Origin of the sequence: Candidatus Lariskella endosymbiont of Hedychridium roseum (assembly GCF_964020185.1) — a bacterium.
Taxonomy (GTDB): Bacteria; Pseudomonadota; Alphaproteobacteria; order Rickettsiales; family Midichloriaceae; genus Lariskella.
The window spans coordinates 487,957-506,338 of the sequence record NZ_OZ026538.1; the positions used below are offsets into that span (position 1 = coordinate 487,957).

The 18,382-nt window shown below is 37.3% G+C and carries 25 protein-coding genes, 1 tRNA gene and 3 pseudogenes; 24 read left to right on the top strand and 5 right to left on the bottom strand.

What is annotated here, in order from left to right; all coding sequences use genetic code 11:
• The 22 genes and pseudogenes from fusA (at position 1) to rpsE (ending at position 13,140) form a co-directional block, all read left to right on the top strand.
• Complete coding sequence (gene fusA, locus AACK98_RS02400) at positions 1 to 2,103, top strand: elongation factor G (protein ID WP_339042021.1); 2,103 nt, start codon at positions 1 to 3, stop codon at positions 2,101 to 2,103.
• A gap of 33 nt (positions 2,104 to 2,136) precedes the next feature.
• Positions 2,137 to 3,312, top strand: coding sequence for an elongation factor Tu (gene tuf, locus AACK98_RS02405; protein ID WP_339042023.1), 1,176 nt, complete (start codon positions 2,137 to 2,139; stop codon positions 3,310 to 3,312).
• Positions 3,313 to 3,324: 12 nt separating this feature from the next.
• Positions 3,325 to 3,630: a 30S ribosomal protein S10 gene (rpsJ, locus tag AACK98_RS02410; RefSeq protein WP_339042540.1), complete on the top strand. Its 306-nt coding sequence runs from the start codon at positions 3,325 to 3,327 to the stop codon at positions 3,628 to 3,630.
• Between the two features lie 19 nt (positions 3,631 to 3,649).
• Positions 3,650 to 4,321, top strand: a complete 672-nt coding sequence (gene rplC, locus AACK98_RS02415) for a 50S ribosomal protein L3 (protein ID WP_339042542.1) — start codon at positions 3,650 to 3,652, stop codon at positions 4,319 to 4,321.
• A gap of 34 nt (positions 4,322 to 4,355) precedes the next feature.
• Positions 4,356 to 4,973 (top strand): 50S ribosomal protein L4, encoded by a 618-nt coding sequence (gene rplD / locus AACK98_RS02420; protein ID WP_339042025.1) that lies wholly within the window; start codon positions 4,356 to 4,358, stop codon positions 4,971 to 4,973.
• Positions 4,970 to 5,260, top strand: a complete 291-nt coding sequence (rplW, locus tag AACK98_RS02425) for a 50S ribosomal protein L23 (RefSeq protein WP_339042027.1) — start codon at positions 4,970 to 4,972, stop codon at positions 5,258 to 5,260. Before rplD ends, rplW begins: the two co-directional genes overlap by 4 nt.
• A 14-nt stretch (positions 5,261 to 5,274) precedes the next feature.
• Positions 5,275 to 6,102, top strand: a complete 828-nt coding sequence (rplB, locus tag AACK98_RS02430) for a 50S ribosomal protein L2 (RefSeq protein WP_339042029.1) — start codon at positions 5,275 to 5,277, stop codon at positions 6,100 to 6,102.
• A 13-nt stretch (positions 6,103 to 6,115) separates the two neighbouring features.
• The gene (gene rpsS, locus AACK98_RS02435) at positions 6,116 to 6,397 is read left to right on the top strand and encodes a 30S ribosomal protein S19 (protein WP_339042030.1); all 282 of its coding nucleotides are present in this window, start codon (positions 6,116 to 6,118) and stop codon (positions 6,395 to 6,397) included.
• A gap of 9 nt (positions 6,398 to 6,406) precedes the next feature.
• Positions 6,407 to 6,775 carry a 50S ribosomal protein L22 gene (rplV, locus tag AACK98_RS02440; RefSeq protein ID WP_339042032.1) on the top strand — a complete coding sequence of 123 codons (369 nt, stop codon included), beginning with the start codon at positions 6,407 to 6,409 and terminating at the stop codon, positions 6,773 to 6,775.
• Between the two features lie 4 nt (positions 6,776 to 6,779).
• The gene (gene rpsC, locus AACK98_RS02445; protein ID WP_339042034.1) at positions 6,780 to 7,427 is read left to right on the top strand and encodes a 30S ribosomal protein S3; all 648 of its coding nucleotides are present in this window, start codon (positions 6,780 to 6,782) and stop codon (positions 7,425 to 7,427) included.
• Positions 7,428 to 7,445: 18 nt separating this feature from the next.
• Complete coding sequence (gene rplP / locus AACK98_RS02450; RefSeq protein ID WP_339042036.1) at positions 7,446 to 7,862, top strand: 50S ribosomal protein L16; 417 nt, start codon at positions 7,446 to 7,448, stop codon at positions 7,860 to 7,862.
• A 3-nt stretch (positions 7,863 to 7,865) separates the two neighbouring features.
• Entirely contained in the window at positions 7,866 to 8,033 is a 168-nt protein-coding gene (gene rpmC / locus AACK98_RS02455) for a 50S ribosomal protein L29 (RefSeq protein WP_410519991.1), read from the top strand.
• Positions 8,034 to 8,037: 4 nt separating this feature from the next.
• Complete coding sequence (gene rpsQ, locus AACK98_RS02460; RefSeq protein ID WP_339042040.1) at positions 8,038 to 8,268, top strand: 30S ribosomal protein S17; 231 nt, start codon at positions 8,038 to 8,040, stop codon at positions 8,266 to 8,268.
• 36 nt (positions 8,269 to 8,304) lie between these two features.
• Positions 8,305 to 8,673: a 50S ribosomal protein L14 gene (rplN, locus tag AACK98_RS02465; RefSeq protein ID WP_339042042.1), complete on the top strand. Its 369-nt coding sequence runs from the start codon at positions 8,305 to 8,307 to the stop codon at positions 8,671 to 8,673.
• Between the two features lie 2 nt (positions 8,674 to 8,675).
• Entirely contained in the window at positions 8,676 to 9,005 is a 330-nt protein-coding gene (gene rplX, locus AACK98_RS02470; RefSeq protein ID WP_339042044.1) for a 50S ribosomal protein L24, read from the top strand.
• Between the two features lie 22 nt (positions 9,006 to 9,027).
• Positions 9,028 to 9,561, top strand: a complete 534-nt coding sequence (gene rplE / locus AACK98_RS02475) for a 50S ribosomal protein L5 (RefSeq protein WP_339042046.1) — start codon at positions 9,028 to 9,030, stop codon at positions 9,559 to 9,561.
• A gap of 21 nt (positions 9,562 to 9,582) precedes the next feature.
• Positions 9,583 to 9,888 (top strand): 30S ribosomal protein S14, encoded by a 306-nt coding sequence (gene rpsN, locus AACK98_RS02480; RefSeq protein WP_339042048.1) that lies wholly within the window; start codon positions 9,583 to 9,585, stop codon positions 9,886 to 9,888.
• The gene (rpsH, locus tag AACK98_RS02485) at positions 9,869 to 10,309 is read left to right on the top strand and encodes a 30S ribosomal protein S8 (RefSeq protein ID WP_339042050.1); all 441 of its coding nucleotides are present in this window, start codon (positions 9,869 to 9,871) and stop codon (positions 10,307 to 10,309) included. The genes rpsN and rpsH overlap by 20 nt, the downstream gene beginning before the upstream one ends.
• Positions 10,310 to 10,654: 345 nt before the next feature.
• Positions 10,655 to 11,056: pseudogene (gene tnpA, locus AACK98_RS02490) on the top strand (IS200/IS605 family transposase); the annotation flags it as partial.
• A 578-nt stretch (positions 11,057 to 11,634) separates the two neighbouring features.
• A complete protein-coding gene (gene rplF, locus AACK98_RS02495) occupies positions 11,635 to 12,165 on the top strand; it encodes a 50S ribosomal protein L6 (protein WP_339042052.1) in 531 nt (176 codons plus the stop codon).
• Between the two features lie 22 nt (positions 12,166 to 12,187).
• A complete protein-coding gene (gene rplR / locus AACK98_RS02500; protein ID WP_410519992.1) occupies positions 12,188 to 12,553 on the top strand; it encodes a 50S ribosomal protein L18 in 366 nt (121 codons plus the stop codon).
• Between the two features lie 59 nt (positions 12,554 to 12,612).
• Positions 12,613 to 13,140: a 30S ribosomal protein S5 gene (gene rpsE, locus AACK98_RS02505; protein WP_339042054.1), complete on the top strand. Its 528-nt coding sequence runs from the start codon at positions 12,613 to 12,615 to the stop codon at positions 13,138 to 13,140.
• An 875-nt stretch (positions 13,141 to 14,015) separates the two neighbouring features.
• On the opposite strand, the gene AACK98_RS02510 is transcribed toward rpsE, so the two are convergent.
• The gene (locus AACK98_RS02510; RefSeq protein WP_339042546.1) at positions 14,016 to 14,573 is read right to left on the bottom strand and encodes a phage major capsid protein; all 558 of its coding nucleotides are present in this window, start codon (positions 14,571 to 14,573) and stop codon (positions 14,016 to 14,018) included.
• A 63-nt stretch (positions 14,574 to 14,636) separates the two neighbouring features.
• Here AACK98_RS02510 and tnpA (AACK98_RS02515) point away from each other — a divergent pair.
• Positions 14,637 to 15,038: pseudogene (tnpA, locus tag AACK98_RS02515) on the top strand (IS200/IS605 family transposase); the annotation flags it as partial.
• Positions 15,039 to 15,161: 123 nt separating this feature from the next.
• Here the strand turns inward: tnpA (AACK98_RS02515) and AACK98_RS02520 are convergent.
• The 3 genes and pseudogenes from AACK98_RS02520 to AACK98_RS02530 form a co-directional block, all read right to left on the bottom strand.
• Positions 15,162 to 15,797 (bottom strand): phage major capsid protein, encoded by a 636-nt coding sequence (locus AACK98_RS02520; protein ID WP_339042056.1) that lies wholly within the window; start codon positions 15,795 to 15,797, stop codon positions 15,162 to 15,164.
• A gap of 371 nt (positions 15,798 to 16,168) precedes the next feature.
• Positions 16,169 to 16,570, bottom strand: a pseudogene (gene tnpA / locus AACK98_RS02525) (IS200/IS605 family transposase); the annotation flags it as partial.
• A gap of 119 nt (positions 16,571 to 16,689) precedes the next feature.
• A complete protein-coding gene (locus AACK98_RS02530) occupies positions 16,690 to 17,577 on the bottom strand; it encodes an IS982 family transposase (protein ID WP_339041725.1) in 888 nt (295 codons plus the stop codon).
• Positions 17,578 to 17,943: 366 nt separating this feature from the next.
• Here AACK98_RS02530 and AACK98_RS02535 point away from each other — a divergent pair.
• Positions 17,944 to 18,020 (top strand) — tRNA-Val (locus AACK98_RS02535).
• 7 nt (positions 18,021 to 18,027) lie between these two features.
• On the opposite strand, the gene AACK98_RS08045 is transcribed toward AACK98_RS02535, so the two are convergent.
• Entirely contained in the window at positions 18,028 to 18,348 is a 321-nt protein-coding gene (locus AACK98_RS08045; RefSeq protein ID WP_410520010.1) for an HK97 family phage prohead protease, read from the bottom strand.
• Between the last annotated feature and the right edge of the window lie 34 nt (positions 18,349 to 18,382).

Below are 18,382 nucleotides of genomic sequence, written 5' to 3' on the forward strand. Positions count from 1 at the left end.
ATGTCTGGCAGAGCTACTAGAATTGGAGATTATCGTAATATAGGTATAATGGCCCATATTGATGCTGGTAAGACTACTACTACTGAGCGTGTTTTATTTTATACCGGTAGATCTCACAAGATTGGTGAGGTGCACGATGGTGCAGCGACAATGGACTGGATGGAGCAGGAGCAGGAGCGCGGCATTACAATTACTTCTGCTGCTACTACATGTTTTTGGTCTGATGAAGATGAGCCAAAGAAGAGTTACAAGATTAACATTATAGATACTCCTGGTCACGTTGATTTTACTATTGAGGTTGAGAGATCTCTTAGGGTATTGGATGGTGCGGTCGCAGTGTTTGATGGTGTTGCTGGTGTTGAGCCGCAATCTGAAACGGTTTGGAGACAAGCTGATAAATATAGTGTCCCTAGGCTTTGTTTTGTCAATAAAATGGATAGAACAGGTGCTGATTTCTACAGATGTGTAGATATGATAGTGGATAGGCTTGGTGCTAATGCTGTTGTTATGCAGCTTCCTATAGGTTCGGAAGACGCATTTGTAGGTGTGATCGATCTTTGTAAGATGAAGGCTGTTGTCTGGAAGGGTGATGATTTAGGTGCAAAGTATAGCTATGAAGAAATCCCTGAAGATTTAAAAGAGAAGGCTGAGGAATATAGAGCGAAGTTAATAGAGGCTGCTGTTGAGTTTGACGATAAATTGATGGAGTCATATCTGAGCGGAGAAGAAGTTTCAATTAAAGATTTAAGACGCTGTATTAGAGCTGGAGTTGTTGCTAGTAAGCTAGTGCCGATTTTTTGTGGTTCTGCTTTTAAAAATAAAGGAGTGCAGCCTCTCTTGGATGCGGTGGTTTATTATTTGCCTAGCCCAGTTGATGTCGCGTCAATTAAGGGAATAGATAATAAGACTGAGCAAGAAGTGTTGGTGAAGGCGGATGATAGTGAAAAGATGTCTGCGCTTGCTTTTAAGATTATGAACGATCCTTTCGTTGGGTCTTTGACATTTATTAGAATTTACAGTGGTGTGCTCAAGTCTGGAACTGCTGTTGTTAATACTACTCGTAGTGGTGCGCGTGAGCGTGTTGGCAGAATGTTACTTATGCATGCTAACAATAGAGAGGATGTGAAAGAAGCTCATGCTGGAGATATAGTAGCGCTTGCAGGTCTTAAGAATACTACAACTGGAGACACTCTGTGCGAAGATGGATATGATATTATTTTGGAAAAAATGGAATTTCCAGAGCCTGTGATAGAGATTGCGATTGAGCCAAAGACTACTGCAGATCAAGAAAAAATGGGGATAGCGATCTCTAGGCTAGCTGCGGAAGATCCTTCTTTGAGAATGAAGATTGATCCTGAAACAAATCAGACTGTTCTTGCTGGGATGGGAGAATTGCATCTGGAGATTATAGTTGATAGGATGAAGCGTGAATTCAAAGTTGCATCAAATGTTGGAGCGCCTCAGGTTGCTTATCGTGAAACTATCACATCTAGTTATGAAGTTGATTATACTCATAAGAAGCAGACTGGTGGTGCAGGGCAATATGCTAGGGTAAAAATATTATTTGAACCTGTTGAGCAGGGGACGGGATATCAATTTGAAAATAAGGTTGCTGGCGGGAATATCCCTAGAGAGTATATCCCCGCTGTTAATAAAGGGATAGATGCTATTAGCAAGACTGGTGTTTTAGCTGGATATCCTATGATTGATTTTAAAGCCACGTTATTGGATGGTGCTTATCATGATGTTGATTCCAGTGCTCTTGCATTTGAGATAGCTGCTAAAGCTGCCTTCAAAGAAGGTGTAATGCGTGCAGGTCCTAAGCTGCTAGAACCTATAATGAAGATTGAAGTGGTAACCCCGGAAGAGTTTATGGGGGATGTTATAGGGCATCTGAATAGTATTCGTGGTCAAATTTCTGGTATGGAGCAACGTGGTAATGCACAAGTTGTAAATGCCAAAGTGCCTCTGGCTAAGATGTTTGGGTATGTGAATACTTTGCGTTCTATGACTCAAGGTAGAGCTCAGTATAGCATGCAATTCCTACATTATGAGCAAGTACCTCAGTTCGTTGCAGATGAAATTATTGCAAAGAATAAATAAAGAGATATGTTTTATTATTAATTTGGAGATTTTATGGCAGAGAAATTTTTGCGCGATAAGCCGCATGTCAATGTGGGAACTATAGGACACGTTGATCATGGTAAAACGAGTTTGACTGCAGCTTTGACAGCTATCTATGGTAAGAGTGCTGTTGCATATGATGAGATAGATAAAGCTCCTGAAGAGAGAGCAAGGGGGATCACAATTAATACAGCGCATGTTGAGTATGAAACTAATAATAGGCACTATGGGCATGTGGACTGTCCAGGACACGCTGATTATGTAAAAAATATGATAACTGGTGCTGCGCAAATGGATGGAGCAATCTTAGTTGTTAGTGCAGCAGATGGTCCAATGCCTCAAACAAGAGAGCACATTCTGCTTGCTAAGCAAGTTGGAGTTCCTGCTATAGTTGTGTTTCTCAATAAAGTAGATATGGTGGATGATCCAGAGCTTGTAGATCTTGTGGAGATGGAAGTTAGAGAATTGCTTAGTAAGTATGGTTTTGATGGTGATAAGATTCCTGTAATTAAGGGCTCTGCTTTATGTGCACTTCAAGGAAGTAATCCACAGCTTGGAGCTGAAGCATTGAAGCAGTTGATGGATGCAGTTGATAGCCATATTCCTACTCCTGAGCGTGCAGTGGATAAACCATTCTTGATGTCTGTTGAAGATGTATTCTCTATTTCAGGTAGAGGTACTGTCGCAACTGGTAGGATCGAGCAGGGGAAAGTAAAACTAGGTGAAGAGCTTGAGATAGTTGGTTTAAAGCCTGTTAAGAAGACTGTTTGTACTGGTATCGAGATGTTTAGAAAGCAGCTTGATGAAGGTATGGCAGGTGATAATGCTGGTATTTTATTGCGTGGTGTTGATAAAGAAGAAATAGAAAGAGGGCAAGTATTAGCTAAGCCTGGTAGTATTACTCCTCATACTCATTTTAAAGCTGAGATATATGTTTTATCTAAAGATGAGGGTGGGCGTCATACTCCGTTTATTGGAAATTATAGGCCGCAGTTCTATTTTAGAACGACAGATATAACTGGTACCATTACTTTAAAAGATGGTGTTGAAATGGTGATGCCTGGCGATAATACAGAGATTACCGTTGAATTGATTGCCCCAATTGCTATGGATAAAGGATTAAAGTTCGCTATTAGAGAAGGTGGTAAGACTGTTGGGGCAGGAGTTGTTCTAGAGATTATAAAATAAGTGGTGAGAGAGATGGCTATAAAACAAGAGATCAAGCTAAAGCTTAAGGCCTTTGATCATCGTTTGCTAGATCATGCAGTAGCTGATCTAGTGTATAATTTGAGGCTGATAGGTGCTAAGATAAGTGGTCCTGTGCCTTTGCCAAATGATATTTTCAAGATCACTGTGAATAGATCTACTCATGTTGATAAGAAGTCGCGTGAGCAATTTGAGATGAGGGAGCATTCTCGTCTCTTGCTTATAGAGTCATCTCCTCAAACTATGGATGTATTAATGAAGTTGGATTTGCCTTCAGGGGTAGATGCGGAGATTAATTAATGGTAGTGAGTGATTTATGATGAGGTGTGGTCTTGTTGCTAAGAAAATAGGTATGACACAGATTTTCAACGAAGATGGCAAGTTGTTGCCTGTTACTCTGCTGCATGTGCCACGCAACGTTATACTCGGTGTGAAGAGTATTGAAAAGCATGGGTATAATGCTGTAATAGTGGGGTATGGCGAGGCAAAGGAGTCTAAGACGTCAAAGCCTTTACTTGGTGTCACTAAGAAGATTTCGGTTTCTCCTGTACAAGGTATAAAGGAGTTTGTGGTTTCATCGGACTATTCTACTGCTTTAGGCAAAGCAATTTCTGTTGGGCATTTTGTCATGGGACAGTATATAGATGTTGCTGGAAAGAGTGTTGGTAAGGGTTTTGCTGGTGCTATGAAAAGGCATGGATTTAGTGGGCTTGAGGCTAGTCATGGTGTTTCAATAAGTCATAGGGCACATGGTTCTACTGGACAGAGGCAAGATCCTGGAAAAGTTTTTAAGAATAAAAAAATGGCTGGACATATGGGATGCAGATCTGTTACGGTACAAAACTTGAAGATTGCTGATGTTGATTTGTATTTGCGTATTATAGCTGTTTTAGGTTGTGTTCCAGGAAAGAAAGGCAGGTTGCTTGTATTGCGTGATTCTGTCAAAAGGTCTCTGCCTTGTGGTACAGAGATGCCTGCTGCATTTGAGTGATAGATAATATTTTTGTGGAGCGCAGAGTATTAAAATGAAGTTGGACGTGATAGATTTGTCTACCTCTATAGTTGAAGAAAATATTGAGGTTAGTGATGATATCTTCGGGCAAGAAATAAGGTTGGACATTTTACATAAAATGGTCACTTGGCAGCTTGCTAAGAGTAGGTGTGGAGATCATAGTACGAAAGGTGTGACTCAGATTTCTGGTTCTACTAGGAAGATATATAATCAGAAAGGTGGTGGTAGAGCTAGACACGGAAGTAATAGGGCTCCACAGTTTCGTGGTGGTGCGGTAATTTTTGGGCCGCATACTAGGTCGCATGAGTTTAAGCTCAATAAAAAATTTAGAAAGTTGGCGTTGAAAGTTGCACTTTCATTGAAGTATGGTGAGGGCGGAGTGTTAGTTTCTAAGGATTTGAAAGTACCAGCAAAAACTTCTGAGTTTCAATCGCTGTTGAGAAATTTAAATTTTAAATCAGTATTAATAGTTGATGTTAGTGTTGATAAGAAGTCATGGGTTGCAGTTCATAATTTAAAAAATTGTAGAGTACTGCCTGTAGTGGGTTTAAATGTGTTGGATGTGCTAAAAGCAGAAAAGGTATTATTTACCGTTGATGCAGTGAAGGGGGTAGAGGATAGAGTATTATGACGCGTAAATGTTTATATGATGTTTTATTAGCTCCGATCAATACGGAGAAGGCTGTGAATTGTACTGCTTTTTCTAAGTATGTGTTTAAGGTTCATCCAAGAGCTTCTAAAGATGTGGTAAAGTTGGCTGTCGAAAAGGTTTTTGATGTTAAGGTTAGGCATGTAAATATCTTGAATGTAAAACCTTACACAAGAACTTTTAAGGGTATACGTGGTGTGGTCGGCGCTTTTAAAAAAGCTGTAGTAAGTGTCGAGAAAGGTGCTGCAATTGATTTTTTAAAAATGTAAATTAGCGTAAAGATATGGGGCTTAAAGTTTATAAATCCGTTACACCTTCCATGAGACACTTAGTGTCAGTTGATAAAGCGATATTATGGAAAGGAAAGCCAGAAAGGTCTCTGACTGTTGGATTGAGTTCTACTGGTGGTAGAAACAACTTAGGGCGTACAACATCTTGGAAGAAAGGTGGTGGGCATAAGAGAAAGTATAGATTAATAGATTTTTTTCGTGTTAAATTGGATCAATCTGCGGTTGTTCAAAGATTTGAATATGATCCAAATAGAGGTGCTTTTATTGCGCTTATTAAGTATGAGGATGGTGAGCTTTCGTATATAATTGCACCACAGAAGTTAAGTGTTGGAGATAGTGTTATTTCCGCAGATCTGGCTGATGTGAAGGTAGGAAATTCAATGTTAGTTAGGAATGTACCAATTGGTACTATAGTACACAATATAGAGTTGAAACCTAAAAAAGGAGCGCAGATTGCTAGGGCCGCTGGTACATATGCACAGTTAATAGGAAAGGATGCTGCTTATGCTCTACTTAAATTACGTTCAGGAGAAATAAGAAAGATTCCTTTAATGTGTAGGGTAACTATAGGAGCTGTTTCTAATCCTGATAATCAGAATATAAAGATAGGTAAGGCTGGGAGAAACAGGTGGCTTGGTGTTAGGCCTACTGTTAGAGGTGTAGCGATGAATCCTGTTGATCATCCACATGGTGGTGGTGAGGGAAAAACTTCTGGCGGTAGACATCCTGTTACTCCTTGGGGTAAACCTACAAAGGGTAAGCATACGCGGAACAGTAAGCGCACTGACGGATGGATTGTGCGTTCGAGGCATAAAAATTAATTAATAGGGTATCATGGGAAAAAGAGCTGCTTGGAAAGGACCTTTCATAGATAGACATCTTTTGAAAAAGGTAAATGAGGTTTTAAATTCAGATGGATATAAAGTCGTAAAAACTTGGTCTAGGCGCTCGACTATATTGCCAGAGTTTGTTGGTCTTACGTTTTACGTGTATAATGGTAAGAAATTTATACCTGTGTTGGTAATTGAAGGTATGGTTGGAAAGAAATTGGGCGAGTTTGCCCCGACTAGAGTGTTCTCAGGTCACAGCGCAAACAGGAAAGCTAATAGGGCATGAGGTTGTTATATGATTAGTAGTACATCGAATTTTTTTGATTCTGAACAGTCAAATGCTAAGCACATAGCAATAAAGTCTAGCGTAAGGAAGGTGAACCTTCTTGCGAAAATGATTAAAGGTTTAAGTGTTGCGGATGCTTCTCTACAATTGCAGTTTTCTAAGAAGAAAGTTGCGTATGATTTGAAGAAAATATTAAATTCTGCAGTTGCTAATGCAGAGAATAATTTTGGTATTGATATTGATAAACTGTATATTGCTTCTGTCTTAGTTGGAAAAGCTTTCGTTTTAAAGCGTTTACATGCTAGAGCTAGGGGCCGTGCGGCTAGGATAAGCAAGCCTTATAGCCGTGTAGAAATTATTTTAAAAGCAAGAGGTTAATTGTATGGGGCAAAAGGTAAATCCTGTTGGGTTTAGGCTTGGAGTAATAAATACTTGGGATTCGATATGGTATGCTGATAGAGGCTATGCTGATAAGTTGCATCAAGATCTTAAAATTAGGCAGTATATTACTTCATCTTTTGCTATTGCTGGAATTAGTAAAGTAAAAATAGAGAGATTGGCCAAAAAGGTACGTGTAATAATTAAAAGTGCTAGGCCTGGAATGATAATAGGTAAGAAGGGTGAAGATATAGCAAAAATTAAATCTATGATTGAAAAAATTACTACTGACGAGGTGGTAGTAAACATAGTAGATGTAAAGAAAGCAGAAATTGATGCAAATCTTGTTGCTACTAGTGTGGCGCAGCAACTTGAAAGGCGTACAGCTTTTAGAAAAGCTGCAAAGAGAGCTATTCAGTCTGCTATGAGGCTTGGTGCTAAAGGTGTGCGTTTAAATATTTCAGGTAGGCTAGGTGGTGCTGAAATTGCTAGGACTCAGTGGTATAAAGAAGGAAGGGTGCCTCTGCATACTTTAAGAGCAAAGATTGGTTATGCTTGTGCTTCAGCGCACACAACTTATGGCGTGCTTGGAGTGAAAGTTTGGATTTATCGCGGAGAAAGAGTTTCTTCCGACGGTTTATATGATGATTAGTAGTGGTAAGTTATTTATATGTTAAGTCCAGCAAAAACTAAGTTTAGAAAAGCATTCAAAGGAAGGATTCATGGTAGTGCCAAAGGTTCTACAAAGTTAGACTTTGGTATATTTGGTCTAAAAGCAATGGAGCCAGAACGTATTACTGCCAGGCAGATAGAGGCTGCTAGAAAAGCTGTAATGAGGCATTTGCGTCGTGTAGGAAAGTTGTGGATCAGAATGTTTCCTGATATTCCAGTGTCAAGAAAGCCTGCTGATGTTAGGATGGGTAGTGGAAAAGGTAGTCCTGAGTTTTGGGTATGTAGAATTAAGCCAGGTCATATAATGTTTGAGTTAGATGGTGTGGATGAAGAGCAAGCTAGGGGAGCATTTGAGAAAGCATCTGCTAAGTTGCCTATAAAGACCAAGTTTATTAAGAGGTTAGGTGAGGATTAGGATATGAGTGATAATTCTAGCGCGGCAAAGGCTTCGCAATTATTGAGCTTAAAGAAGCAGTTGATGGGCTTGCGTTTCCAGAAAGCTTCTGGTGAGTTAAAGGATACTAGCAAAATAAGGCGTTTGAAGAAAGAAGTTGCTAGGTTTTATACTACGTTAAATATGAAGTGAAAAGATGCCTAAGAAGATATTACATGGAACCGTTATCAGCAAGAAAATGGATAAGACTATTTCTGTTTTGGTTGATCGTTATGTTGAACATCCTAGATATCGTAAGATGATAAAAAGGAGTAAGCGGTATGCTGTTCATGATGCTTTGAATGAGTATAGCGAGGGAGAGACAGTAAAAATAATAGAGTCTCGTCCGCTTTCTAAGACTAAGCGTTGGGTGGTTTATAAAGTATAGGCTGGGTGAGAACTATTAGTTTTTGATGGATGACAGATGATATATATGAAGACAAATTTGGCGGTAGCTGATAATACTGGTGCTAAGAAGGTGCAATGTATTAAGGTACTTGGTGGATCTCATAAAGACTGTGCTAGTGTGGCGGATGTGATTGTTGTCTCGATTAGAGACGCTGTTCCTAATGCTAGAGTGAAAGAGGGAGATGTTTGTAGGGCAGTGGTGGTGCGTGTTGCTAAAGAAGTAAAAAGACATGATGGAAGTTCGATAAAATTTTATGAAAATGCTGTAGTGCTTATCAATAAGCAAGGTGAGCCAATGGGGTCTCGTGTCTTTGGACCTGTTGATAGAAAATTACGTTCAGCTGGATTCATGAGAATTGTTTCTTTAGCCCCGGAGGTTTTGTAAAGATGTTAAAGTTAAAAGTGAAAAAAAATGATAAGGTTGTCATTATTGCTGGCAGAGATAAAGGTAAGAAAGGTGTAGTTTTAAATGTATTTCCTAAAGAATCTAGGGTTCTTGTTTCTGGTATAAATATTGTTAGTAAACATGTGAAGCCTTCTGTCGCACATGGTTCTGGAGGAGTTATAAGAAAGGAATCGCCAATACATGTATCAAATGTGATGCATGGTGACCCGAAGCTTGGTATACCAGTTAGAGTGGGATATAAAGTGCTTGAAGATGGCAGAAAAGTTAGATACTCTAAGCGATCTGGCGAAATTATAGATATCGCTAATTAATTTTTCCCGGTGGAGCGTTTTTATGAGTAATAGTAGGTTATATAGCCATTACCTCAAAGAGGGAGTGAGTTTTTTACGAAGTAGGTTTTCATATAGCAACTCAATGCAGGTTCCAAAGCTTGTAAAGATTGTTGTGAGTAGCAGTATTAAGGATGGTAATGATGCTGAAGTAGTCAGCTCAGAGCTGAAATTAATAACAGGGCAACAACCTGTAGTTACTAATGCGAAAAAATCTATTGCAGGTTTTAAGCTAAGACAAGGTATGCCAATTGGTTGTGTTGTGACATTACGTAGGCATATGATGTACAATTTTCTGGATCGCTTTGTAAATATAGCGTTGCCTAGAGTGCGTGATTTTAGAGGTCTAATCTCAAAGCAGTTTGATGGGAGAGGAAATTTTGCTTTTGGTTTAAAAGAACAGCTGGTGTTTCCTGAAATTAACTATGATAAGGTGGATAAGACTCGTGGCATGAACTTGGTGATTGTTACAACTGCTGAAACTGATGCTGAAGGCAAGGCGCTTTTGGAATTTTTTAATATGCCTTTTATTAAATAAGAATTATAGAGTTTTTACTTTATGGCTAAAACTAGTGTTGTGCAAAGAAATCTTAAGCGAATTAAATTGGTAAAGAGTTGTGCTAAGAAGCGTGCCACTCTAAAGTCTATTGCTTATAACAGATCACTCCCTTTGCAAGAAAGGTTTGAAGCTCAACTTGCGTTGAGTGAGATGCCACGCGATGCTTCTCCTGTAAGAGTGAGAAATAGGTGTCTGATTACTGGTAGAGGGCGTGGATATTATAGAAAATTTAAGATGTCGCGTATCTGCATTAGGGAATATGCTGCTATTGGTGCTTTGCCTGGGGTTGTTAAGTCTAGTTGGTAAGTTTTTATTATTTGGTATAAAAATGTCTAATGTTGTTTTGTTATCTGATGTCTTAACTCGAGTGCGTAATGGGCAGAAGGCTGGGCATCCTTTTGTTGTTTCTAGTACTTCTAAATTTATTACTTCTGTTTTGGAAGTTATAAAATCCGGAGGATATATTAAGGGGTATGAAGAATTTGAAGAAAGAAAAGGCGTAAAAAGAGTGAAGATTGATCTTCGTTATTATAAAGGGCTTCCAGTTATACAAGAAATGTCAATGGTATCAAAGCCTGGTAGAAGAGTCTATTCTTCTATAGAGTCTTTGGGAAAAGTTTATGGAGGATTAGGCATTTTTGTATTATCTACCTCTAAAGGTGTTATCTCTGATGTTGAAGCTAGATCATTTAAGGTTGGTGGTGAAGTGCTTTGTCAGGTATTTTAAAGATACTGAATATATTTTTCAGGCATCATTTGGTGTTATTTGGATTTTGTTAATACGCTTTAGTTGTTAAAGATGTTGTGTTTTGACTGATTTTTATGCTTAGTACATTTACTTATTATGATAGTTTGATATCGTAGATTGCCTGTAAAGCTGCTGTATTACATAGTTTGCTCTTTTACTAGAGATTTGCTATATCTTTCGTTTTATGAGCTAATTTATTAAACTTATGTAGTTATATGTGATATGGTTAAGACCCTCGCCTTTAGGCGAACACTTTAGTATTAGTTATCTAGGAAATGTGCTAAGGGAGGACGAATGGAATATAGGAGATGATCCCACAGCCTATATGACCTAAAGTATCATATAGTATTTTGTACTAAGTATAGGTATAGAGTTTTAACTGGGCAAGTTGCGATTAGAACTAGGGAAGTAATCCGAGAAATATGTGCTGCTAATTACATAAATATAATTAGTGGCAGTATGAGTCCTGATCACGTACATATATTAGCATTGGTTCCGCCTAGTATATCAATATCTAAAGCTGTGCAATATATTAAAGGTATAAGTAGTCGTAAGTTGCTACAGGAATTTGCACTGCTCCGTAAGCGGTATTGTGGGCAACATCTTTGGGCCAGAGGGTATTTTGTTGTGACAGTTGGCAATGTGAATTCAGAAGAAGTGCAAAAATATATAGAACAGCATGAGGAACATCACAAAAAAGATGATTTTAGAATATCAGAGTTTTAGCGTTTACGCTTTTAATCTGCTTTGCAAGCGTTACACAAACTACCGCGCTTTAGCCGGTAGTAATTGATATTCCCTGAGATAGCTGTTTTATTAGTCACATGCGTCATAACTGTTGAAGCGCAGCATAAAAAGTGGCAAGATTGCTAAAAACCTTATGAATTTTGTTAGGCATTCCAGGCAGTGCCTAAGTAATATTTACAATTATCGAACAAATTAATATGTTCAAAAATTAGTGTAGGACAGTTTTAAAAGCTAATTTTTATACAGTGAGCCTTCCGAAAAATTTATTTGTGCAGCAAATCGATTTTCGACGGGCAGACTAATTATACTCATGCTGGAGTGATAATTTTGAACGACATTGCTTGAGTGATTTGAAGTATATAATGACTTGAGGTGTTGTTGCCATATCGTTGTCTTCTATTTTTTCTGTTTTGTGAATAATTGAAGATTTGGATGGTGGCACAGATTTTTCGTTTGCACAGTGATTTTTTGTTGAGATTGCTTGTGTTATTCTATATATTACATTAGGCTTCGCGAGAGCAGAGCTTAATGTGCATAACTTGAGAGTATCTTTTATTATGTCTAGAGTAGGTAAATTACCGATCAGTATACCGGGTTCTGTGAAATTTCAGGTTGATGGTAGTGATATTAATTTAACTGGTCCAAAGGGTTCTTTGTCTCTTCAGGTGCGTAATATCGTTGTGAATATGAGTGGTAACCAGGTTACAATCATGCCGTCTGATGAATCCTCTGTATCACGTGCTATGTGGGGGTTATTTAGGAGTTTACTATTTAATGCAGTAAAAGGTGTAAGTGAAGGCTGGACTAGGCGTTTGGAGATTAATGGCGTTGGCTATAGAGCTACTGCATCTGAGGGTTTTTTAGTTCTGAGCTTGGGTTATAGTCATGAGGTCATTTATGCTATTCCTCCTTCGATTGAGATAAAGTGTGAAAAGCCTACTTTGCTATTGATTTCAGGCTGTGATAAGCAGCTTGTTGGGCAAGTCGCTGCTGAGATTAGGCAGCTTAGAAAACCTGAGCCATATAAAGGCAAAGGCATCAAGTATGATGATGAGGTCATAAGACGTAAAGAAGGTAAGAAAAAATAATTTAGTGCGATGGGTAGTTCTGATGTCAGGTAAGGTAAGAAGTTTATTTGTAAAGCGTAGGCAAAGAATAAGATTTGCTTTGAAGAAAAAAGCTGGCTCTGTTAGATTGAGGCTTACTGTTTTTCGCTCAAATCAACATATTTATGCTCAGTTGATAGACGATTCTAAGTCTTCTACTATTGTTTCTGCTTCTACTTTAGATAAGCAACTTGATATAAAAGGTTCTACTAATAATATGGAAGCTGCCAAAGCTGTTGGTAGGATGATTGCTGAACGTGCGAAAAAGTTGAATGTATCGAAAGTTGTGTTTGATAGAAGTGGTTATATTTATCATGGTAAAGTAAAGGCTTTAGCTGATGCTGCGCGTGATGGTGGCTTGTTATTTTAGTTGTGCGTAACTTATTTTTTGTTTCTTATTATTTACTGTGAGTTTGGAGTTGGAATTGAATGGTTAAAAGTAAGAGTGGCTCAGCATCTGCTGATGTTATGGAGAAGCTGGTATATGTCGGGCGGTGTGCAAAAGTTGTAAAAGGTGGGCGTAAGTTTACTTTTGCAGCGGTTGTAGTAGTAGGAGACGGAAAGGGTAAAGTAGGATTTGGTCTTGGGAAAGCCGCAGAGGTTGTGGATGCTAGGGAAAAGGCCTTATCTGTTGCTAAGAAAAGTATGATTAAAGTTCCTTTGAGAGAAGGTAGGACTTTGCATCATGATATAAAAGCTAAATTTGGTGCTGGTAAAGTTGAAATGAGAGCGGCTCCTGTTGGAACTGGTATAATAGCTGGAGGAGCGGTTCGTGCGATATTTGAGCTTTTAGGAGTGAAAGATGTTGTTGCAAAGTCTGTTGGTTCTACAAATCCGCATAACCTAATTAGAGTTACTTTTGCTGGCTTGAAAAAGATGAAGTCACCTCGCTATGTTGCTGAGAAGCGTGGAAAGAAAATATCTGAAATTGTTGGAAGTAGAGAAAAATCTGTTTAGTGTTATTATAGCTAAGGCAGCATAACTCTTTTATGCTGCTTTAATCTGGGTTAAGGAAGTTGAAAACATTATAGAGTGAGCGTATAGCTTGAAATTTCAAATCTAAAGTGAGACCTTTAGTTCATAAACTCCAAACGCTTCAGCATGCTGCCGATTTTGCTTTCACAATATATAATGTCTTCAACTTACTTAACTATATTTGCAAAGAAATTAATGAATCTATCAGTAAAGATTGATTTTGCGCAGAAGTTAAATATACAAAAATTAGCTTTTATATCTGTCCTGCGCTAATTTTCCGAGATTATTAATGGCCCTATGCCTAGCAAATACTACTTTCACAAAATCCCTAAGTTTTTTGCGCTTATTATAACATTTTCTTACGGATTTAAAACACTATTTTGATACTCTAAACATCATTTTATGCCGCTTCTGAGGTTTTTGGCGCGTGTGAAGTAATGCTTGAAAATTAGGCCATAAATGTTTGCGCAAGTGGCTTTGCCAGTAGTTAACATGAATTGCTAATTAGTCCATCCGCCAAAAATTTATTTGCGTAGCAAATCAATTTTTGTGGAGAAGTTAAATGTACAAAAATTAGCTCAGGACTTAGCCATGCGCTAATTTTTGGATATATTTTTGTATACATTATTGCTCATGTGCCCTGCAAACGCTGCTTTCATAAAATCCGTAAGTTTTTTGCCTTTATTATAACATTTTCTTACGGATTTAAAACACTATTTTGACACTCTAAACATCATTTTATGCCGCTTCTGAGATTTTTGGTGTGCGGTGCATTCTAATTAATAATGTGAGTGTATAGCAGATTTTTTAGCAATGGCACTGTACCAGCAGTGCAGTTGTTGATCCGTTGATATGACCTAAGCGCTTGCTTTGAGAAGTTTCACAGCAGAGAAATCATCAATATCTCCGCCAATAGCAGTCCTAGCGAAAAACTTGATATTGGGTTTGCTTGTTAAGTTATCTCGTAGTATTTTTACTTCTCCCCTTCGAACTATAGTGTAAAACCTAGAAAAGTCGCCAAATGCTATAGATAAACTTCCTTCTTTGAGTTGTGGCATATCAGATGATTGTAAAACTGCAGCACCAAAAAGTGTATCAGGTGAGCCTGAGCTAGTGCTAGGTTGCCATATATAATTCTCGTTTTTATCTTTTAGCATTCTGATAGTTTGAAGTGCGCTTCTACTCATCAAAAATTTTGCGTTATGCGCATATTTCTCATCAATGCTAAAAAATAGCTTCAAAATGCTGTCTATGTTATAATTACCAGCTATCCCAGAGTTTATTTGTTCTACTTTACTATTGCTAGAGCCATTCGGATACGAAAGTATTCCCATAGGCTTGCCAGTTCCGTTTCCATTTATGTAGTTATATGTGATATGGTTAAGACCCTCGCCTTTAGGCGAACACTTTAGTATTAGTTATCTAGGAAATGTGCTAAGGGAGGACGAATGGAATATAGGAGATGATCCCACAGCCTATATGACCTAAAGTATCATATAGTATTTTGTACTAAGTATAGGTATAGAGTTTTAACTGGGCAAGTTGCGATTAGAACTAGGGAAGTAATCCGAGAAATATGTGCTGCTAATTACATAAATATAATTAGTGGCAGTATGAGTCCTGATCACGTACATATATTAGCATTGGTTCCGCCTAGTATATCAATATCTAAAGCTGTGCAATATATTAAAGGTATAAGTAGTCGTAAGTTGCTACAGGAATTTGCACTGCTCCGTAAGCGGTATTGTGGGCAACATCTTTGGGCCAGAGGGTATTTTGTTGTGACAGTTGGCAATGTGAATTCAGAAGAAGTGCAACAATATATAGAACAGCATGAGGAACATCACAAAAAAGATGATTTTAGAATATCAGAATTTTAGCGTTTACGCTTTTAATCTGCTTTGCAAGCGTTACACAAACTACCGCGCTTTAGCCGGTAGTAATTGATGAAAGCTGAGTTTGCTTTTGAAGCTAATATGTTAGATAGTTTTCTTACTATGTATTTATTCTTCTATATCTATTCTTGGGTCGTCTATAATGGCTTGTGATATTTCTGGTTGAGCATATATTCTATGTGCAACTATGGATTTTTTCCTTATTTTGACTGTGTCTGTTTTGTCAGAATTCGATTCGAAATCTTGAGTCCAGCTGGCTGATGTGTTTGAATCATCAGATATTAGTTCAAGTGAATCAGTAGATATCTCCATAACATTGCATATTTTAAGCATTGGAGAGATAGATTCCATGAAATTTGACATTTGTGAAGACATTTGATTGGTAATGCTATATCCAGCATCACTAAAGTCATTGAAGCTTTTAGTTTCAAGTGAAGATATTTCACTTTCTGTGCCTTTTTTAATATAACTATTAAATGCCTTTTGATATTTTAATTCTGATGAAGAGAGATTATACATTGGTGCAGTATTAAAGCGTGGACGAGCAAGGGCTGTTTCAATTCTTTCCAAGCTCGTTTTGTGTTCATCTATTGAATCGTTAATCTTTTTTATATGCTCTAGGGTGAGAGGATCTGCACTTCCTTTTTGTTCAATCTCTTTTTCTTTTCTATCATTTATTGATTTGAAATATTCCCATTCAGATGCAATTCTATTTATTGTTTCGTTTGTTTTTTGTAAATTCATAGATTATGGATATTTTTATGTTGAGTGATAAAGTTATATCTGATGTTTAATTGTATATTTTTATAAATTCTAAAAATAACTTAGTGCTTTAATTATATTGCTTAAAAGTTTCTCATACTATTCTTTTGTTAATAGTGCCTAGTCATACCTTGCAAAATTAGCGTCGTAAAAATGTTCCTTATGTATTCATTCATATTTGCGTGCCATTCTTCCTAGTTCTTTTTAAAGTCTGACTTCGTATGTATACTGAATAAATACAAATTATTCAGTTGCCTGCAATGTATATGTATTTCAAAGAGTTGTATCAATTACTACCGGCTAAAGCGCGGTAGTTTGTGTAACGCTTGCAAAGCAGATTAAAAGCGTAAACGCTAAAATTCTGATATTCTAAAATCATCTTTTTTGTGATGTTCCTCATGCTGTTCTATATATTGTTGCACTTCTTCTGAATTCACATTGCCAACTGTCACAACAAAATACCCTCTGGCCCAAAGATGTTGCCCACAATACCGCTTACGGAGCAGTGCAAATTCCTGTAGCAACTTACGACTACTTATACCTTTAATATATTGCACAGCTTTAGATATTGATATACTAGGCGGAACCAATGCTAATATATGTACGTGATCAGGACTCATACTGCCACTAATTATATTTATGTAATTAGCAGCACATATTTCTCGGATTACTTCCCTAGTTCTAATCGCAACTTGCCCAGTTAAAACTCTATACCTATACTTAGTACAAAATACTATATGATACTTTAGGTCATATAGGCTGTGGGATCATCTCCTATATTCCATTCGTCCTCCCTTAGCACATTTCCTAGATAACTAATACTAAAGTGTTCGCCTAAAGGCGAGGGTCTTAACCATATCACATATAACTAACCTCAGTTCGATATAAGAGCTAAGTTTATTATTTTATTTTTCCATGAGACTGCTGGTTTATTTGGTTTTAAAGTATAAGCAGTTATTCCAGCAAATAAGTTAGCTAAGAAATTAGTTGTTGATCTATGCCTTGTGTGCTGTATATGACAGATATTCTTCAGTTGTCCTATAGCTGTTTCAATAAAGTTACGCTTGTTTAAAAAGGATTTTTGAGCTTCAGAATATAGCTTTTCTTTCATGTTTTTCTTAAGTCTAGTAATTAGCTCTAAACCTTGAGCACGTAGCTTTTTAGCTATGTTCTTGCATATATATCCACGATCTCCAAACAGCCATCCTTTCAAGTTGCGTGCAAGATTCTCTACAACTGCTCTATCATCTTTATTACCAGGTGTTATTGATATATTAATAATTTCACCACAATCATTCATGATAATATGCAATTTAAATCCAAAGAACCAACCAGTTGATGTTTTCCCACGTTTTGCTATATCTTTGAAAACTTTGTGTCTTCTTATGCGCATATTATGACAAACCTCAAGCTTTGTTGAATCAATATAGTATTTACCAGTCTTACTTCCAGATAAAGAGCGTAGCATAACCATCTGTGGCACAACAGCATGCTTCATAAGCTCAACAAATCTATTGTAACTCACTAATCTTGGAAATTCCGACGCATAGTGTATGCTTAGACAGTCTTTATAAAAATCTTTAAATGTTCGATAATGACTAAGTTGGAACATCACAAGTATTGTAATGATCTCTGATAAGCTCAGCATGTATTGCCTATGTCTTAATCTTCTCTCACTGCATAAACCTCGATTCTGCAATTGCTCTTCAAATAGCTTGCAAAAGTCATCTATATAACAGTATAGCTCTAATAAGGGAACCATGGTATATCCTCAAAATGTAGTGGTTTTGGAGGAATTCTAATGGTTCCATTCTTATGCCGCTAATCTTATTTCTCTATTCCTTACGTCGAACTGGGGTTAACTACATAAAGAACAAGTAAGTAACTAGTCATTCACTAAGTTATTTTTTAGAATTGGTGTTAAAACTTCATTTGTGATCTTTCTAATTTTTAGTTGCAGAAATAATAAAGTTGATCTAAAACAGTAGCTTGTGTTAATTAAGCATTTGATTTGCAAATGTTTCATTGTTTAGGGTAATTTTAACTTTCTGCAAAAATTTATTTGTGCAGTAAATCAATTGTTGACGGGTAGACTACATACTCTTTTAGTATATATGTAAATAATTTGGGGCGGTTAGCTCAGTTGGTTAGAGCGCTACGTTGACATCGTAGAGGTCAGTGGTTCGAATCCGCTACCGCCCACCATTTATTGTTAAATCCAATTTAGTTTCGTTGCAGCTTGCTCAAGCTTTTTTGCGTTTTCGCTTAATGCTTTTAGATCTATATCTGTGATCTTTGCTTCTTTATTAGCTGCAAAGGTTACGAGGCTTACTTCCCATAATTTTATCTTGCGTATATATCTAATGTTTCCTTTGTGAAAAAAGTCCTCTGCGTTATATCCTATGCTCATGTGTTTTATTACGCCTTTTTTTATAAGAAAATATGCCTCTCTTCCTTGTGACAGGTCTAATAATATTTGACATTCGACATAGAGTCCGTGCTTATCTTCATATAGCGTATTTACTCTTCCTATTGGCTTTAATAGACCTCTTGCATAACCTGTTCCA

Excerpts from the sequence above, each read along its gene's own strand:
- rplW (WP_339042027.1), top strand. The coding sequence starts at position 4,970 with ATGACGCGTAAATGTTTATATGATGTTTTATTAGCTCCGATCAATACG.
- rpsS (WP_339042030.1), top strand. The coding sequence starts at position 6,116 with ATGGGAAAAAGAGCTGCTTGGAAAGGACCTTTCATAGATAGACATCTT.
- rplF (WP_339042052.1), top strand. The coding sequence starts at position 11,635 with ATGTCTAGAGTAGGTAAATTACCGATCAGTATACCGGGTTCTGTGAAA.
- tuf (WP_339042023.1), top strand. The coding sequence starts at position 2,137 with ATGGCAGAGAAATTTTTGCGCGATAAGCCGCATGTCAATGTGGGAACT.
- rplD (WP_339042025.1), top strand. The coding sequence starts at position 4,356 with ATGAAGTTGGACGTGATAGATTTGTCTACCTCTATAGTTGAAGAAAAT.
- rpsC (WP_339042034.1), top strand. The coding sequence starts at position 6,780 with ATGGGGCAAAAGGTAAATCCTGTTGGGTTTAGGCTTGGAGTAATAAAT.
- rplV (WP_339042032.1), top strand. The coding sequence starts at position 6,407 with ATGATTAGTAGTACATCGAATTTTTTTGATTCTGAACAGTCAAATGCT.
- rplE (WP_339042046.1), top strand. The coding sequence starts at position 9,028 with ATGAGTAATAGTAGGTTATATAGCCATTACCTCAAAGAGGGAGTGAGT.
- rplN (WP_339042042.1), top strand. The coding sequence starts at position 8,305 with ATGATATATATGAAGACAAATTTGGCGGTAGCTGATAATACTGGTGCT.
- rplR (WP_410519992.1), top strand. The coding sequence starts at position 12,188 with ATGTCAGGTAAGGTAAGAAGTTTATTTGTAAAGCGTAGGCAAAGAATA.
- AACK98_RS02530 (WP_339041725.1), bottom strand. The coding sequence starts at position 17,577 with ATGGTTCCCTTATTAGAGCTATACTGTTATATAGATGACTTTTGCAAG.
- AACK98_RS02520 (WP_339042056.1), bottom strand. The coding sequence starts at position 15,797 with ATGAATTTACAAAAAACAAACGAAACAATAAATAGAATTGCATCTGAA.
- rpsN (WP_339042048.1), top strand. The coding sequence starts at position 9,583 with ATGGCTAAAACTAGTGTTGTGCAAAGAAATCTTAAGCGAATTAAATTG.
- rplP (WP_339042036.1), top strand. The coding sequence starts at position 7,446 with ATGTTAAGTCCAGCAAAAACTAAGTTTAGAAAAGCATTCAAAGGAAGG.
- rplB (WP_339042029.1), top strand. The coding sequence starts at position 5,275 with ATGGGGCTTAAAGTTTATAAATCCGTTACACCTTCCATGAGACACTTA.
- rpsJ (WP_339042540.1), top strand. The coding sequence starts at position 3,325 with ATGGCTATAAAACAAGAGATCAAGCTAAAGCTTAAGGCCTTTGATCAT.
- rplC (WP_339042542.1), top strand. The coding sequence starts at position 3,650 with ATGAGGTGTGGTCTTGTTGCTAAGAAAATAGGTATGACACAGATTTTC.
- rplX (WP_339042044.1), top strand. The coding sequence starts at position 8,676 with ATGTTAAAGTTAAAAGTGAAAAAAAATGATAAGGTTGTCATTATTGCT.
- rpsQ (WP_339042040.1), top strand. The coding sequence starts at position 8,038 with ATGCCTAAGAAGATATTACATGGAACCGTTATCAGCAAGAAAATGGAT.
- rpsE (WP_339042054.1), top strand. The coding sequence starts at position 12,613 with ATGGTTAAAAGTAAGAGTGGCTCAGCATCTGCTGATGTTATGGAGAAG.
- fusA (WP_339042021.1), top strand. The coding sequence starts at position 1 with ATGTCTGGCAGAGCTACTAGAATTGGAGATTATCGTAATATAGGTATA.
- rpmC (WP_410519991.1), top strand. The coding sequence starts at position 7,866 with ATGAGTGATAATTCTAGCGCGGCAAAGGCTTCGCAATTATTGAGCTTA.